The organism is Kitasatospora sp. NPDC048286 (genome assembly GCF_043201735.1).
GTDB lineage: Bacteria > Actinomycetota > Actinomycetes > Streptomycetales > Streptomycetaceae > Kitasatospora.
Genome location: NZ_JBICZE010000003.1, coordinates 600394 through 616447, shown reverse-complemented (window position 1 = coordinate 616447; position 16054 = coordinate 600394). Strand labels below are relative to the sequence as shown.

General features: G+C 72.4%; 13 protein-coding genes. 4 read left to right on the top strand and 9 right to left on the bottom strand.

The features are described 5' to 3' along the window. Positions 1-10: 10 nt before the first annotated feature. The 4 genes from ACGF13_RS09975 to ACGF13_RS09960 all read right to left on the bottom strand — a co-directional run bounded on the left by ACGF13_RS09975 (position 11) and on the right by ACGF13_RS09960 (position 4666). Entirely contained in the window at positions 11-1609 is a 1599-nt protein-coding gene (locus ACGF13_RS09975) for an acyl-CoA carboxylase subunit beta (protein WP_392871240.1), read from the bottom strand. Beyond that, on the bottom strand, positions 1606-3333 hold the full coding sequence (locus tag ACGF13_RS09970) for an acyclic terpene utilization AtuA family protein (RefSeq protein WP_392871237.1): 1728 nt from the start codon (positions 3331-3333) through the stop codon (positions 1606-1608). The genes ACGF13_RS09975 and ACGF13_RS09970 overlap by 4 nt, the downstream gene beginning before the upstream one ends. A gap of 525 nt (positions 3334-3858) precedes the next feature. Next, on the bottom strand, positions 3859-4515 hold the full coding sequence (locus ACGF13_RS09965) for a maleylpyruvate isomerase N-terminal domain-containing protein (RefSeq protein WP_392871234.1): 657 nt from the start codon (positions 4513-4515) through the stop codon (positions 3859-3861). Continuing rightward, positions 4406-4666, bottom strand: a complete 261-nt coding sequence (locus ACGF13_RS09960; RefSeq protein ID WP_392871231.1) for a maleylpyruvate isomerase N-terminal domain-containing protein — start codon at positions 4664-4666, stop codon at positions 4406-4408. Before ACGF13_RS09960 ends, ACGF13_RS09965 begins: the two co-directional genes overlap by 110 nt. 301 nt (positions 4667-4967) lie before the next feature. On the opposite strand from ACGF13_RS09960, the gene ACGF13_RS09955 reads away from it, so the two are divergent. The 4 genes from ACGF13_RS09955 to ACGF13_RS09940 all read left to right on the top strand — a co-directional run bounded on the left by ACGF13_RS09955 (position 4968) and on the right by ACGF13_RS09940 (position 10286). Beyond that, positions 4968-5660: a DUF1062 domain-containing protein gene (locus ACGF13_RS09955; RefSeq protein ID WP_392871228.1), complete on the top strand. Its 693-nt coding sequence runs from the start codon at positions 4968-4970 to the stop codon at positions 5658-5660. Between the two features lie 305 nt (positions 5661-5965). Next, the gene (locus ACGF13_RS09950) at positions 5966-7198 is read left to right on the top strand and encodes a C40 family peptidase (RefSeq protein ID WP_392871225.1); all 1233 of its coding nucleotides are present in this window, start codon (positions 5966-5968) and stop codon (positions 7196-7198) included. Between the two features lie 216 nt (positions 7199-7414). After that, the gene (locus tag ACGF13_RS09945) at positions 7415-7828 is read left to right on the top strand and encodes a VOC family protein (protein WP_392871222.1); all 414 of its coding nucleotides are present in this window, start codon (positions 7415-7417) and stop codon (positions 7826-7828) included. A gap of 67 nt (positions 7829-7895) precedes the next feature. Then, positions 7896-10286, top strand: a complete 2391-nt coding sequence (locus ACGF13_RS09940; RefSeq protein ID WP_392871219.1) for an ATP-binding cassette domain-containing protein — start codon at positions 7896-7898, stop codon at positions 10284-10286. 44 nt (positions 10287-10330) lie between these two features. Here ACGF13_RS09940 and ACGF13_RS09935 read toward each other — a convergent pair whose 3' ends face one another. From ACGF13_RS09935 to ACGF13_RS09915, 5 genes are all read right to left on the bottom strand, one after another. Then, on the bottom strand, positions 10331-10879 hold the full coding sequence (locus tag ACGF13_RS09935; protein WP_392871216.1) for a GNAT family N-acetyltransferase: 549 nt from the start codon (positions 10877-10879) through the stop codon (positions 10331-10333). Between the two features lie 109 nt (positions 10880-10988). Then, positions 10989-12857, bottom strand: coding sequence for an endonuclease/exonuclease/phosphatase family protein (locus ACGF13_RS09930; protein ID WP_392871213.1), 1869 nt, complete (start codon positions 12855-12857; stop codon positions 10989-10991). Between the two features lie 225 nt (positions 12858-13082). After that, positions 13083-14036 carry a Gfo/Idh/MocA family protein gene (locus tag ACGF13_RS09925; protein ID WP_392871210.1) on the bottom strand — a complete coding sequence of 318 codons (954 nt, stop codon included), beginning with the start codon at positions 14034-14036 and terminating at the stop codon, positions 13083-13085. An 85-nt stretch (positions 14037-14121) separates the two neighbouring features. Next, complete coding sequence (locus ACGF13_RS09920; RefSeq protein ID WP_392871207.1) at positions 14122-14664, bottom strand: TetR/AcrR family transcriptional regulator; 543 nt, start codon at positions 14662-14664, stop codon at positions 14122-14124. A 94-nt stretch (positions 14665-14758) separates the two neighbouring features. Beyond that, positions 14759-15670, bottom strand: a complete 912-nt coding sequence (locus ACGF13_RS09915) for a LysR family transcriptional regulator (RefSeq protein ID WP_392871204.1) — start codon at positions 15668-15670, stop codon at positions 14759-14761. Between the last annotated feature and the right edge of the window lie 384 nt (positions 15671-16054).

Genomic DNA, 16054 nt, shown 5'->3' with positions numbered 1-16054 from the left:
CGGGGGTCCTTTACAGGCGGAAGACGCCGTAGCCGTGCGCGCCCTCGACCGGCGCGTTGTGGATCGCGGACAGGCACAGGCCGAGCACCGTACGGGTGTCGCGCGGGTCGATCACGCCGTCGTCGTAGAGCCGGCCGGAGAGGAACACCGGCAGCGACTCGGCCTCGATCTGCTGCTCGACCATCGCCCGGATCGCCGCGTCCGCGTCCTCGTCGTACGGCTGCCCCTTCGCCGCGGCGGACTGCCGGGCGACGATCGACAGCACTCCGGCGAGCTGCTGCGGGCCCATCACCGCGGACTTGGCGCTCGGCCAGGCGAACAGGAAGCGCGGCTCGAAGGCGCGGCCGCACATGCCGTAGTGGCCGGCCCCGTAGGAGGCGCCCATCAGCACGGACAGGTGCGGGACCCTGGAGTTGGCGACGGCGTTGATCATCATCGCGCCGTGCTTGATGATGCCGCCCTGCTCGTAGTCCTTGCCGACCATGTAGCCGGTGGTGTTGTGCAGGAACAGCAGCGGCGTGTTCCGCTGGTTGGCCAGCTGGATGAACTGGGCGGCCTTCTGGGACTCCTGGCTGAACAGCACGCCCTGGGCGTTGGCCAGGACGCCGACCGGGTAGCCGTGGAGGCGGGCCCAGCCGGTGGCGAGGCTGCCGCCGTAGAGCGGCTTGAACTCGTCGAAGTCGGAGCCGTCGACGATCCGGGCGATCACCTCGCGCGGGTCGAAGGGCACCTTGAGGTCGCCCGGGACGATGCCGAGCAGCTCCTCCTCGGCGTACTTCGGCGGCTCGGCGGACGGGTCCGGGGCGGGGCCGGGCTTGCGGTGGTCCAGCCGGGCGACGATCCGGCGGGCGATCCGCAGCGCGTCCGCCTCGTCCACCGCGAAGTGGTCGGCCAGGCCGGAGACCCGGGCGTGCATCTCGGCGCCGCCGAGCGACTCGTCGTCGGCCTCCTCGCCGGTGGCCATCTTCACCAGCGGCGGGCCGCCGAGGAACACCTTGGCGCGCTCCTTGACCAGCACGGTGTGGTCGGACATGCCGGGCACGTAGGCGCCGCCGGCCGTCGAGTTGCCGAACACCACGGCCACGGTGGGGATCCCGGCGGCGGACAGCCGGGTGAGGTCACGGAAGAGGGCGCCGCCGGGGATGAAGATCTCCTTCTGGCTGGGCAGGTCGGCGCCGCCGGACTCGACCAGGTTGACCAGCGGGAGGCGGTTGTTCAGCGCGATCTCGTTGGCCCGCAGGGCCTTGCGCAGGGTCCACGGGTTGCTGGCGCCGCCGCGCACCGTCGGATCGTTGGCGGTGACCACGCACTCGACGCCCTCGATCACGCCGATGCCGGTGACCAGCGCCGCACCCACCGGGTGGTCGCTCCCCCAGGCGGCCAGCGGGGACAGCTCCAGGAAGGGCGAGTCCGGGTCGAGCAGCAGCTCGATCCGCTCACGGGCCAGCAGCTTGCCGCGCCTGCGGTGGCGTTCCACGTACTTGGGGCCGCCGCCGGCCAGCGCCTTGGCGTGCTCGGCGTCGAGCTCGGCGAGCCGGCCGACCATCGCGGCGCGGTGCTCGGCGTACTCGGGCCCGGCCGGGTCGACGCGGGTGGTCAGGACGGTCACAGCGGGGCCTCCGGGCTGTCCAGGAGCGTGGTCGGGATGTCGAGGTGACGGGAGCGCAGCCACTCCCCGAGGGCCTTGGCCTGCGGATCGAAGCGGTGCCGGGCCGCGACGCCCTCGCCGAGCAGTCCCGTGAGGGTGAAGTTGACCGCGCGCAGGTTCGGCAGCACGTGTCGGGTGACGGTCAACTCCGCTGTCTCGGGGAGGAGTTCGCGCAGCTTCTCGACGGTGAGGGCGTGCGCCAGCCAGCGCCAGCCGTCCGCGGAACGGGCCCAGACGCCGAGGTTGGCGTCCCCGCCCTTGTCGCCGCTGCGGGCGCCGGCCACCAGGCCGAGCGGGGCCCGCCTGGTCGGGCCGGCCGGCAGCGGCTCGGGCAGCTCGCCCTCCACCGGGCGGGCCTGCCCGGTGACGGGCGGCGGCGGTACGGCGATCCGGCGGCCGTCCGGCAGGACGGCGGTGTGCTCGACGGCCTTGGCGTCGACGTACGCGGCGCTGAACACCCCGTACGGCGCACCCGGCCCCGGCGGGGCGGTGAGGTGGAAGCCCGGATAGCCGGACAGCCCCAACTCCACGGCGGCCTTGCCGAGTTCACGCCCGACCTTGGCCGGGTCCGGGTCCCGGGCGGCCAGCCGGAGCAGCGCGGAGGCGGCCTCCTCGGCCGGGGCGTCCGGGTGGTCGGTGCGGGCCAGCGTCCAGCGCAGTTCGGCGGGGCGGGCGGCGGGCGGCAGGGCGTCGTCGAACTGCCGCCGGACGAGTGCGGCCTTGGCCTCGATGTCCAGGCCGGCGAGGACGAACACCACCTCGTTGAGGTGGCCGCCGAGCCGGTTGAGGCCCACCTTCAGGGTCGACGGCGGGGCCTCGCCTCGCACGCCGTCGATCCGGACCCGGTCCGGGCCCTGCCCGGTGAGCCGCACGGTGTCCAGCCGGGCCGTGACGTCGGGGCCGAGGTAGTGCGATCCGCCGGTCTCGTACAGGAGTTGGGCCGTGACGGTGCCGGTGGTGACGGCGCCGCCGGTGCCCGGGTGCTTGGTGATCACGCTGGAGCCGTCGGCGTGCAGCTCGGCGAGCGGGAAGCCGGGGCGGGTGACGTCGTGCTCGTGGAAGAAGGCGTAGTTGCCGCCGGTCGCCTGGGCGCCGCACTCCAGGACGTGCCCGGCCACCACGGCGCCGGCCAGGGCGTCCAGGTCCTGCGGGGTCCAGCCGAAGTGGGCGATCCCGGGGCCGACGACCAGCGCCGCGTCCGTCACCCGGCCGGTCACCACCACGTCGGCGCCGCCGGCCAGACAGGCCGCGACGCCGAACCCGCCGAGGTAGGCATTGGCGGCCAACAGGCCATCGGGCAGGCCCAGTTCGGCGCGGCGCGGGAGCAGGTCGTCACCCTCGACATGGGCGACGGCCGCCTCGACGCCGAGCCGCCGAGCCAGCGCGCGCAACTCCTCGGCGAGCCGGGCCGGGTTGAGGCCGCCCGCGTTGACCACGATCCTCACGCCGCGGTCCCGGGCCAGGCCGAGGCACTCCTCCATCTGGCGCAGGAAGGTCCTGGCGTAGCCGAGCGACGGGTCCTTCAAGCGGTCCCGGGCGAGGATGAGCATGGTCAGCTCGGCCAGATAGTCCCCGGTGAGCACGTCCAGCGGCCCCCCGGTGAGCATCTCCCGCACCGCCGCGAAGCGGTCCCCGTAGAACCCCGAGGCGTTGCCGATCCGCAGTACCGTGCCGTCGCGCGCCAATGCGCCTCCCCTGCCGGTGAGTTGGGCGCACCCTCGGGCGGGCGGCGCCGACCAGCAGCGTGGCACCGCCCCGAGAAAAAAGCAATCATGCTTGCTTGTTTTTCCGACATCGGCTTCTCGGGGCATCCGGCGAACAGTGTGTGGTGCTTCTGACCTATCTGCGGGCGGCTCCGGACTTCGCCGTGGTGGGAGCCGGTCCCGCACCCCGACTCGCTCCAGACGGCTTGCCGGAATCCGTTCCACGGGATGATCACCCGCCGGGTTCGTGGGACCACGCACGCGGCCAGGGGCGCGACGCAGAACGGCCGGCTCGCTCTCTACGGAGAGCGAGCCGGCCTGCGGTTGCCCGGCTGTCGATGTACTCGTCCTGATCGTGCGGAGGTCGTGAGTTCGAGCTCTGACCGGGTAGACGATCGGCTTGGTGACGCCCCGAGGCCGCCTCGCGGGCTTGGGCCCGGTGCCGCGACCGACGAACCTGGCGAAGAGTCGTGTCCTACCCGTTCGAGGCGCGGCCAACCGCCCCCGCTACGTCCTACTTCTCCTCCGGCTCCCAGGCGCGGAGCAGGTCGAGCAGCCCTGCGTCTCCGTCAACGTGCAAGGAGTCGGCCTTGATCCGGTCGTACAGGTAGAGGACCAGCTCACTGGCCGTGCCATGGACGGCGGCGCGGCTGCGTCCGAGTCCTCACCGGTCGCGGCGGTGGGCGCGGGGATGCGGGTGACGCGTGCGCCGTCGCCGTCGACCGTGAGGCGCCAGGAGCGGCCCTCCGCGGCGTGGAAGTCGAAGGCCGTGGGCTTGTGCGGCCAGGCACTCGGCGTTGCGCAGACGGTGAACAGGAACTCCTCCACACCGTCGAGTGCCAACTCGACCGGCAGCGGCTGCGGGGCGCCCCCGCTGAGCTCGGCGTCGTACGTGTGCACCGCGGTCTCCTGGACCCGGTGCCGGGCGACACCACCGGACGTCTGCGGCGACTGCGACGCGGGCCACCACGTCCAGCAACCGCTCCCCGGTCCCGCCTCGCGCAGGTCGCTCAGCAGAAGCTGCGTCGACGCGTCCAGCCAGGCCAGCAGGGCCTCACGCTCCCGCGGCAGTTCCAGAGCGGCGCGCGCGACGGCGGCCTCGGCCGGGGGGCCCGTCGGCAGGCCCCGCGCCGACGATGGCGGCCCAGAAACGGTCTCCCCCACCCAGGTGCTTCACCAGATCGAACAACGTCCACCCGGGGCAGGTCGGCACCTGTGCGTCGAGACCGGGCGCGGCGGCGACCGCGGCGCGGAAGGCGGTCGACCGTTCATCGATCAGTCGCAGCAGGTCAGGGAACTCAAGATTCTTTTCCACGCCGGATGTCTATCCCCGTGCTCCAGGCGACCGCACGCGGATTTTCACAGCCGACGCGGCGGGCGCGCGGCACGGCCCGCGAAAAACGAGTTGCTCGCGGGCCCCGGCCTCGATCATGATCGCCCGCATGGACCTGTAACGGCTGCCACGTAGCAAAGCCAACCTGTCGCGCGGTTGACCCCGGAGCCTGACGACTCGGCCCCGAGGCGATGACTCGCGCCCTCGTGTGCATCCGTCATATCCCAGGAGCCGCGGCCTCGCCTGCGAGAGTTCCTGGTCAGTCCTGAAAGCAACCACATCCATGAATACCGACCGCAAGGCCCTGTGGGCCGTGCGTGAGTCCGCGCTGCCCACCGTCGTACGCCCCTGCCCGGACTGCTCCGGCAGCCGGCACCGCCCCTCGGGCAAGATCCGTGTCAACGCGAGCGGCAAACTCCTCGACGTCTGGCTTCTCCTGAGCTGTGCGGGGTGCGACCGGACCTCGAAGGTGCCCGTCCACGAGCGCGCCCACGTCTCGTCACTGGAGCCCGCTCGCCTGGTGGCGTACGAGAACAACGACCCAGCCGTGGTACGGGAGCTGACGATGAGTGCGTCGCTGGCCGCGAAGAACGGATACCGCCTCGACTGGACCGGTACGTGGGACGTGGAGACCCGCACGCCCCTCTACGCACTCGACGACCCGGCACCGCTCAAGGTCCTGGTCAGCTTCGAACTGCCCGCGCCGGTCCGGGTCGAACGACTGCTCATGCTCGGGCTCGGTCTGAGCCGCAGTGGGGTACGACGCATGGTCGGGGACGGGCGTATCCACCTGCCGCTGGCCCTGGACGCCAAGGCGCATCGTGACTTCGAGCTCACCATCCACGGTCTCGGTTCCGTCGAAGCCGCGAAGCGCTCGAAGCTCCTCGGCGCTCCGACCGACGTGCGCTCCGACCTGAGCCGCGTCGGGTTGCACGACACGCCGCAGCACGTGCCGCGATCGGCGGCGGGAGCGTAGGAGCGGGGCAGCAGGGCCTACTGGACAGCCTGTTGGCGTAGACAACCTTCGAGCTGCCAGGAGGCCCTGCTCTGTGCGGCACCAGCCACAGTCACCCGATCGGGACTCACGAACCGGCGGACAGCCGGGCTCCGGACCGGCACCCCCTGGCCGGGCGGGAGGCCCGGCGGCCCTCCCGGCAACTTGCCGCACAGTTGCCGCCGACGGGGCCCGCGAGCCGTAAACCGGCAGGTCGGACGGCCACAGGGGGTGTGTGGGCCACAACCATTGACCCGGAGTCAGCGGTTCCGAAAGGATGCGCCACCATGACTACGCGCGTAAACCTTCTGTCAAGACGGCTGATCGCCCCGCTCCGGCTGGCGGCCCTGCTGTCACTGCTGGTGTCGGTCGGGGTGTTCTTCGCCGGCGCCGGCGAGGCCCAGGCGGCACCCTCCTGCGCGGTGCTCTCCACCGGCGCGGCCTCGCAGGCCGACGCCGCCGTCCGCTCCGCCTGCGGCCTGATAGGCACCCCGTACTCGTGGGGCGGCGGCCACGGCTCCCAGCCCGGCCCGACGTACGGCCTCTGCGACTCGGCCAACGGCGCGCCCAACGACTGCAACGTCCGCGGCCTGGACTGCTCCGGCATGGTCCGCTACGCGTACTACCTGGCCGTCGGCACGGACGTCATCAACGGCACCACGCGGACCCAGTGGCCGACCTCGCGGGCCGTCGCCCGCTACTACAAGTCGGACGGGACCGCACCGCTGCTCCCCGGCGACCTGGTGTACTTCGGCAACACCGCCTCCACCATCCACCACGTCGCGATGTACCTCGGACAGGGCTGGATCGTCGAGGCCCCGTACTCCGGCGGCTACGTCCGGGTGGTGGCGCTCTCCTCGCACAGCGACTACTACGGCGCCATCCGCCTGTACGGCCCCGGCAACTCCACCCCGACCACCCCGCCCACCACGCCGCCCCCGTCGAACAGCGGCCAGTACTGGGTGGACACCAACTCCAACGCTCCGGTGTACGGTTCCCCGACCTCCACCACCAGCACGGGCACCCTCTACCAGGGCACCAACTACGTCTACTGCAAGGCCTGGGGCCGTGAGGTCTCCAACGGCAGCGCCTACAACCACTGGTGGATGAAGACCGACCCGGACGTGGGCCCCGGCGGCCAGTGGGTGTCCGCGTACTACCTCTCCCGGTGGGGCAACGACGTCGCCAAGGACAACAACGGCACGACCATCCCGACCTGCGCCGGCGGCGGCGCCCCGCCCGCCACCGGGAAGTACTGGGTGGACACCTTCACCAGCGCGAGCGTCTACGCCTCGCCGACCTCCACCAACGCCACCGGGACGCTGAACCAGGGGACGAACTACGTCTACTGCAAGGCCTGGGGCCGCGAGGTGTCGAACGGCAGCAGCTACAACCACTGGTGGCTGAAGACGGACGCGGACGGCGGCCCGGCCGGCCAGTGGGTGTCCGCGTACTACCTGTCGCGCTGGGGCAGCGACACGGCCAAGGACAACAACGGCACGACCATCCCCGACTGCTAGGAGCGGGCCGACCGTGCCGGCCGCGGCCACCGACGAGGTGGTGCGGCCGGCACGGTCGCGTCTTCCCGGGGCGCCCGCGCGTGAACCGGCCAGGGCCCGCCCCGCCGATCAGGACCCGCCCCGCCGATCAGGGCCCGCGCCGACCGATCAGGGCCCGCGCCGACCGATCAGGATTCGAGAAGCGCCCGACCGGGGTGCACCCCTAGCGTTGCAGTCATGAGCGACATCACCATTCACTGGACCTTCCTCCCGCACACCGACCCCGAGGCCTCCCTCGCCTTCTACCGCGACCTGCTCGGCTTCGAGGTGCGCAGCGACATCGGCGGCGGCCCGATGCGCTGGATCACCGTCGGCCCCGCCGGCCAGCCCGACGTCTCCCTGGTGCTGGAGCCGGCGTCCGCCGACCCGGGCCGCACCCAGGACGAGCAGCGGACCGTCACCGAGATGATGGCCAAGGGCACCTTCGCCCGGATCGTCCTGGGCACCCGCGACCTGGACGGCGTCTACGACCGGCTGAAGTCGGGCGGCGCCGAGCTGGTCCAGGAGCCGACCCGGCAGCCGTACGGCGTCCGCGACTGCGCGTTCCGCGACCCGGCGGGCAACATGGTCCGCTTCAACGAGCTGGGCTGACCCCCGCCGGTACCCGTACCCTTCAGGACACCCACGGACCACCGAGAGCCAGGGAGCGAACACAACGATGCCCAACCGGACGGACGCGCAGCCGCACGTCGCCGACAGCCACGACCTGATCCGCGTGCACGGCGCACGCGAGAACAACCTCAAGGACGTCAGCGTCGACATCCCCAAGCGCCGGCTGACGGTGTTCACCGGGCTGTCCGGCTCGGGCAAGAGCTCCCTGGTCTTCGACACCGTCGCCGCCGAGTCCCAGCGGCTGATCAACGAGACCTACAGCGCGTTCGTCCAGGGCTTCATGCCCACCCTGGCCCGCCCCGAGGTGGACGTTCTGGAGGGCCTGACCACCGCGATCATCGTCGACCAGCAGCGGATGGGCGCCGACCCGCGCTCCACCGTCGGCACCGCCACCGACGCCAACGCGATGCTGCGCATCCTGTTCAGCCGCCTCGGCACCCCGCACATCGGCTCCCCCAAGGCCTTCTCCTTCAACGTCCCCTCGATCAGCGGCGCCGGCGCCGTCACCATCGAACGCGCGGGCAAGACGGTCAAGGAGCGGCGCAGCTTCAGCATCACCGGCGGCATGTGCCCGCGCTGCGAGGGCCGCGGCACCGTCTCGGACATCGACCTCACCCAGCTGTACGACGACGGCAAGTCGATCTCCGAGGGCGCGTTCACCATCCCCGGCTGGAAGACGGACAGCTGGTGGACGGTCGGCGTCTACGCCAACTCGGGCTTCCTCGACCCGGACAAGCCCATCCGCGAGTTCACCGAGCAGGAGATGCAGGACTTCCTGTACCGGGAGCCGACCAAGGTCAAGGTCAACGGCGTCAACCTCACCTACGAGGGCCTGATCCCCAAGATCCAGAAATCCATGCTGTCCAAGGACAAGGACGCGCTGCAGCCGCACATCCGGGCCTTCGTGGAGCGGGCCGTGACCTTCACCGCCTGCCCCGACTGCGAGGGCACCCGGCTCAGCGCGGCGGCCCGCTCCTCGAGGATCGCGGGCATCAGCATCGCCGACGCCTGCGCGATGCAGATCAGCGACCTCGCCGCCTGGGTCCGCGACCTCCAGGAGCCCTCGGTGGCGCCGCTGCTCGGCACGCTCCGGCAGACCCTCGACTCCTTCGTGGAGATCGGCCTCGGCTACCTCTCGCTCGACCGCCCCTCCGGCACCCTGTCCGGCGGCGAGGCGCAGCGGGTCAAGATGATCCGCCACCTCGGCTCCTCGCTCACCGACACCACGTACGTCTTCGACGAGCCCACCACCGGCCTGCACCCGCACGACATCGACCGGATGAACCGGCTGCTGCTGCGCCTGCGGGACAAGGGCAACACGGTGCTGGTGGTGGAGCACAAGCCGCAGACCATCGCGATCGCCGACCACGTGGTCGACCTCGGCCCGGGGGCCGGTACGGCCGGCGGCACGGTCTGCTACGAGGGCGACGTGGCGGGGCTGCGCACCAGCGGCACGGCGACCGGCCGCCACCTGGCCGACCGTACGGCGCTGCGGGACACCGCGCGCAAGCCCACCGGCACGCTGGAGATCCGCGGCGCGAACACCCACAACCTGCGGGACGTGGACGTGGACGTCCCGCTCGGGGTGCTCACGGTGGTGACCGGGGTGGCGGGGTCGGGCAAGAGCTCGCTGATCCACGGCTCGCTGTGCCGACGGTCGGGGGCGGCGGAGGAGGGCGTGGTCTCCGTCGACCAGGGCGCGATCAAGGGTTCCCGGCGCAGCAACCCGGCCACGTACACCGGGCTGCTGGAGCCGATCCGCAAGGCCTTCGCCAAGGCCAACGGCGTGAAGCCGGCCCTGTTCAGCGCCAACTCCGAGGGCGCCTGCCCGACCTGCAACGGCGCCGGGGTGGTCTACACCGACCTGGCGATGATGGCCGGGGTGGCCACCACCTGCGAGGACTGCGAGGGCAAGCGGTACCAGCCCGCGGTGCTGGAGTACCACCTGGGCGGGCGGGACATCGCCGAGGTGCTGGCGATGTCGGTGACGGAGGCGGAGGAGTTCTTCGGCTCGGGCGAGACGAAGCTCCCGGCCGCGCACCGCGTCCTGGAGCGGCTCGCCGACGTCGGGCTCGGCTACCTGAGCCTCGGCCAGCCGCTCACCACACTCTCCGGCGGCGAGCGGCAGCGGCTCAGGCTGGCCACCCACATGGCGGACAAGGGCGGTGTCTACGTCCTCGACGAGCCGACCACCGGGCTGCACCTGGCCGACGTCGAGCAGCTGCTCGGGTTGCTGGACCGGCTGGTCGAGTCCGGCAAGTCGGTCATCGTGATCGAGCACCACCCGGCGGTGATGGCGCACGCCGACTGGATCATCGACCTCGGCCCGGGCGCCGGCCACGACGGCGGGCTGGTGGTCTTCGAGGGCACTCCGGCCGAGCTGGTCGCGGCCCGCTCCACGCTGACCGGCGAGGCGCTGGCCGACTACCTGGGCTGAGTCGTCCTGCCTCGGCCGGGCCGTCCTACCCCGGCCGGGCCGTCCTAGCTGGGCCGGGCCGCCGCGGCCGGGTCGAGCGGGAGGGCCATCTCCAGGATCCGCCCCGAGGCGTCCAGGACGTACGGGGTGTCCTCCCCCGTGTAGGCGAACCCGCGCCGCAGATAGAAGGCGGCGGCGCGGGGGTTCGCCTCGTGCACCCCGAGCAGCATCCGCCCGGCGCCCCGGACCCGGGCCCAGGCGAGTACCGCGTCCAGCAGGGCGTCGGCGACGCCGCGCCCGCGGCCGCGGTGCGCCGGGTCCACCCAGACGCCGATCAGGTCGAGCGCGCCGACCTGCGCCCGGTTCGGGGCGGACAGCATGGTGCCGACCCACTCACCCGCGGCGTCCACGGCGACCAGGCCGAGCCGCTCGGGCTCGTTGAGCCAGCCGCACCGGGCCTGCCACTCGCCCTCGCCGTGGTGGCTCGCGTGCTCGTGGATCTCGCCGAACGCCAGGGGCGTGTCGAGGAGTTGGGCCAGCCGGACCTTCCGCAGGCGCTGCCAGTCGCCCCGCCCGATCCGCTCGATCCGGTACTCCATGCTCTCCCCCGTCACACGACACCGCCTCCGCCGCCGGTGATCACCGGCGGCGGAGGCAGGATAGCCGCGAGAGGAACCGTGGGAGGAACCACGGGTGAAACCGCGGGTGGAGCTACGGGTGGAACTACGGCTTGATGCGGACCACCTGCGGGTCGTGGTCGCTGGCCTGCTGGGCGAACTCGGCGTTGATGTGCACCACGTCGTACTTGGCGTAACCGACTTCGGGGCTGACCAGGATGTGGTCCAGCACCTGCGAGTTGCCCTGGTAGACGTACGAGTACTGCTCGGTCTCCGGCAGCTCGTTCACCAGGTCGCGCAGCACGCCGCCCTTGGTGAGCGCGGCGAGCGCGGGCGAGAACTGGTAGTCGTTGAAGTCACCGAGGGAGACGACCTTGGCCTCCTTGTCGGCGGCCAGCAGCTGGGCGACGAAGGTCTGCTCGACGGTGGCCTGCTTGATCCGCTGCACCTCGGAGCTGCGGGTCGGCTGCTGGAAGCGGCTGTCGATGCCCTGGTCGCCGCCCTTGCTGTTGAAGTGGTTGGCGATGACGAAGACCTTCTTGCCACGGAAGGAGAACTGGCCGACCAGCGGCTTGCGGCTGTTGGTCCAGGCCTCGTCGTTCGGCTCGATCCGGCCGGGCGAGGCGGTCAGCGCGGTGCTCGCGCCGGTGCCGGTCACGCCGACGGCGGTGGTGGCGGTGCCGCCGGGGATGTCGGTGAAGGACACCCGCTGCGGGTTGAACAGGAAGACCTGGCGGATGTTGCCGCCGGGCTCGCCGCCGTCCTTGCCGTCCTGCGGGTCGACCGAGCGCCAGTCGTAGGCCGGGCCGCCGGCCGCCTTGATCGCGGCGACGAACTTGGCGACGGTCTGGCTCGCGTCCACGGTGCCGTCGTTCTTGGCGCCGTTGTTGTCCTGGATCTCCTCCAGGGCGACGATGTCGGGCGAGCGCAGGTTGGTGACGACGCCCTGGGCCAGCTCGGCGAACTTGGCGTCCGGGTTGCCCGGGGCCAGGTTCTCCACGTTGTAGGTGGCGAGGGTGAGTTCGCGGTCGGTCGCCTGGGCGGTGACCTCGCGCTGGAGGTGGTTGTCCTTCAGCGTGCCCATGGTGCCGGCGACCAGGGTGTAGCCGCCGAAGTTGTTGTAGTCCAGCGGGCCGGTGGTGGCGCCGGTCAGCTCGTCGCCGACGTTGGCCACCGGGAAGGGCTGCTGGGAGACCGCGGCCTGCTGCTGGATCATCAGGCGGCCGACGTTGGGCTCGCGGTAGGACTCGTACAGCACGCCGCCGCGCTTGCTGCGCTGGTCCTGCTTGTCGGCGGCGACCCACAGCTCGTTGTACTTGTCGGTCGCCTGGATCACCCGGACGTCCTTGACCTGGACGAGCATGCCCTCCAGGGACTCGTAGAAGTCCAGGGTGTACTTCTCCGGGTCGAGCTTCACGCCGTCGATGGAGCCGTCCGCACCGGCCGGCGGGGCGTAGGTGCCGGGGATGTTGCGGGTGTCCACGACGACCGGGGCGGGCAGCGGGTTGCCGGCCGACAGGACGGTGATGCCCGGGGCGGAGATCTCGGTGAGGGACTGCGAGCCGCCGCCGAGGTTCGGGTAGTACTCGGTGACCTTGCCGCTCACCAGCACCGAGTCGCCGACCTTCACGGTCGGGTTGCCGCCGGTGAAGACGAAGACGCCCTCGCTGGTGGCCGGGTCGGCGTCCGGGTTCGGGTCCTGGATCCAGAAGCCCTTGGAGCTGCCGTACGCGCGCACGCCGGTGACGATGCCGGGCACGCCGGTGACCGGCTTGCCCGCCTGCGGGGATATCCGGGTGTTGCCCTGGATGTCGTGGATCCGCAGCGGGCCGACCTCGGTCGGGGCGGGGGTCGCGGTGGAGGCGGCGGTGGCCATCGGCAGCGGGACGAGCACCAGCGAGGCGGCCAGCGACGCCGGGATCAGGGCGGCGCGCAGCAGGGCTCTGCGGGGGCGGGGTGCGGGGGCGGTGGTCACCGGGGCAGGACTCCTAGCTCCGCCGTGCGGCACTGGTGTGGCACGGCGGTCCGGGCGGAGGCGCGCTTCGAGCGCGCGCTGCTCGCATGGGGAAGAAGCGGAGGACGGACTCCCGCCCCCCGCGGCGCCCCTCAAGATACGCGCGTAGAAAATGCCCCGACAAGACCCTGCCGGTGAACTGTCGGTTCCACCGGGGTGACGTGACGCACGGTCAGTCCGAGCCCCTCACAGCCCGCTCCCAGCGGACTCCCAGGAAGCCTCGATCCGCTCGACGACCAGCTCGCACAGCTCGTGGGTGCGCAGCGCGTCGTGGGCATCCAGGGTCTGCCCGGCGCGGACGGCCGCCAGGAAGGCCAGCACGCACTGCTCGATGCCGCGCTGACGGGCCACGGGCACCCAGTCGCCGCGGCGGCGGACGGTCGGCTGGCCGCGGTGGTCGATCACCTCGGCCAGGTTGCGCACCTCGCGCTTGGAGTCGCCGCCGGAGACCTCCAGCACCTCCTCGGTGGAGCCGGAGACCCGGTTCATGATGCCGAGCGCGGTGAACCCCGCCCCGCCGAGGGTGAGCACCACGTGCTCGACCAGCCCGTCCCGGGTGCGGGCCCGGACGTCCACGTGCTCGATCTCGCCGGGGGCCAGGAAGCGCAGCAGGTCCACGACGTGGATGAAGTCGTCGTACACCAGGGTGCGGGCGGCCTCGGCCAGGCCCTCGCGGTTCTTCTGGAGGACGATCAGGTCGCGCGGGCGCTCCCTGGCCTGGACGTAGCCGGGCGCGTGGCGGCGGTTGAAGCCGACCATCAGCGAGCGGCCGGTGCGGTCGGCGAGGTCGACCAGCCGGCGGGCGCCGTCCAGGGTGTAGTCGAGCGGCTTGTCGACGTAGACGTCCACCCCGGCGGTGAGCAGCTGCTCGACGATCGGGACGTGCTGGTCGGTGGCGGCGTGCACGAAGGCGGCGCGGATGCCGCCGTCGATCAGCGCGCCGAGGTCGGTGAAGCGGTGCTCGGGGGCGATCCGGTGGGCCTCGCCGAGCCGGTCCAGCTTGGCCGCGTCCCGGGTCATCAGCCGCAGGTCGAGGCCGGGCAGCGCGGTGAGCACCGGCAGGTAGGCCTTCTGCGCGATGTCGCCGAGGCCGATCACCCCGACCGGGAGCCGGGTCTCGGGTGCGGCGGTCGAACTCATGAGGGCTCCTGTGGTGCGCGGTCGTCGGCCGCCCCCACCCTATGGGGCGGGTCGGGCGGAGGCTCGCCCGGCCTCCGGCGGCGGGTCAGGCCGCCAGCAGGGCCTCGGCGATGCCCCGGGCCCGCCAGGCGGCGTCCGGGGTGCCCTCGCGCAGGGCGGTGACGATGGCGCCGTCCATCAGGAGCGCGAACTGCCGCGCCCGCTCCCCGGGTTCGGGGACGTCCGCGCCCCGCATCAGCTGCTCGACCAGCTCGATGACGCGGCTCTTGTGCAGGGCCGCCATCCGGCGGGCCGGGCTGGCCGGGTCGGCGAGCTCGGTCATCGTGTTGATCGCGACGCAGCCGCGGAAGTCCTGCGCCGCGAAGCGTTCGGCCAGCGCGTCGAAGACGTACAGCGGGTGGCCGCCGTGGGCCGCGACCCGTTCGGTGAGCCACTCCCGCCACCGGAGGTCGCGGCCTTCCAGGACCGCCGTCACCAGCGCCTCCTTGCCGGCGAAGTGCCGGTAGAAGGAGGCCCGGCCCACGCCGGACTCGGAGAGGATGCGCTCCACCCCGACCGCGCGGATCCCGTGGGCGTAGAAGAGGGACTCGGCCGTGCTCAGCAGGCGCGCCCTCGCGTTGACTGCCATGCGGCAGATCCTAACCACCCCCGACGCCGAACGGCACCGATCGGTACCGTCCTGAGGTCGGTGCCGTCCTGCGGTCGGTACGCGCCCGGCGGGCTCACCCGCCCGCGGCGGCCGCCTCGGCGAGGGAGTCCAGCACCGGCCGCACCAGCGGATGCCCGTCCGCGCCCGCCCGGACGGCGGCGAAGACCCTGCGGGTGGCGAGCTCGCTGTCCACCGGGCGCACCGCGACCTCGCAGAGGTCCACACCGCGCAGCGCCGAGCGCGGCACCAGCGCCACCCCGAGGCCCGCCGAGGCGAGCGCGACCACGGCCCGGAAGTCGTCCGAGGAGTGCAGCAGCCGGGGCTGGAACCCGGCGTGCTCGCAGGCCAGCAGCACCACGTCGTGGCAGGGGTTGCCCGGGTACGGCCCGATCCACGGCTCGTCGGCGAGCGCGGCGACGGCCAGCGGTCCCGACTCGGCGGCCAACCGGTGGCCGAGCGGCAGCACAGCCTCGAAGGGCTCGGCGTACAGCGGCACCCTGGTCAGCCGGGCGTCGTCGGCGCGCGGCGCGCCCCGGTACTCGACGGCCACCGCGAGGTCGGCCCGGCCGTCCAGCACCATCGGCAGGCTGGCGTCCCCCTCGGCGTCCAGCACCTTGAGCCGCACCCCGGGCGCGCGCTCGGCGAGCAGGCCGACGGCCGGGGAGAGCACGGAGGCGATGGCGGTCGCGAAGGAGGCGACGGTGACCTCCCCGGAGACGCCCGCGCTGTACGCGGCGAGGTCGGCCTCGGCGCGCTCCAGCTGGGCGAGCACCACATCGGCGTGGCCGAGCAGGATCTCCCCGGCGGCGGTCAGCCGCACGCCCCGGCCCTCCCGGGCGAGCAGGTGGTGGCCGGTCTCCTGCTCCAGGGCGGCCAGCTGCTGGGAGACCGCGGAGGGGGTCAGGTAGAGGGCGGCCGCCGCGGCGGTCACGGTGCGGTGGTCCGCCACAGCCCGCAGGGTCCGCAGCCGTCGTGCGTCGATCACGCACCAATTCTGCCAGCGCGGCGCGGCACGCCGGACCGGCCGGAGCTGCGGCGGCAGTGCCCGGAGCAGCGGTTTCGGCCGGAGGCGGCACGGGAGGCGCATTTCCGGACGAGATCGCTCCAGGTCGTTGACCGACCATCCGTACGGCGCTTGGCTCGTACCGACCGGGCCGCGGGGGGCCGAGGGCCCGGGGCCGTCATCTGGGGAGGATGATCGATGACCACCGCACGCACCCGTCGCCGACTGGCCCGACCGCTGGGTGTACTTCACCTCCGAGGTCACCGACCTGGTCCCCGACGACACCAATCTGACTCCCCTGCGGGATACGCCTGTTGACGTATTTCCCGACGGGATCACCCACGGCCGTTGACCACCGGCCCTCCC

Coding starts and splice junctions, on each gene's coding strand:
- ACGF13_RS09940 (WP_392871219.1), top strand. CDS start 7,896: ATGCCCAACCGGACGGACGCGCAGCCGCACGTCGCCGACAGCCACGAC.
- ACGF13_RS09955 (WP_392871228.1), top strand. CDS start 4,968: ATGAATACCGACCGCAAGGCCCTGTGGGCCGTGCGTGAGTCCGCGCTG.
- ACGF13_RS09920 (WP_392871207.1), bottom strand. CDS start 14,664: ATGGCAGTCAACGCGAGGGCGCGCCTGCTGAGCACGGCCGAGTCCCTC.
- ACGF13_RS09950 (WP_392871225.1), top strand. CDS start 5,966: ATGACTACGCGCGTAAACCTTCTGTCAAGACGGCTGATCGCCCCGCTC.
- ACGF13_RS09925 (WP_392871210.1), bottom strand. CDS start 14,036: ATGAGTTCGACCGCCGCACCCGAGACCCGGCTCCCGGTCGGGGTGATC.
- ACGF13_RS09945 (WP_392871222.1), top strand. CDS start 7,415: ATGAGCGACATCACCATTCACTGGACCTTCCTCCCGCACACCGACCCC.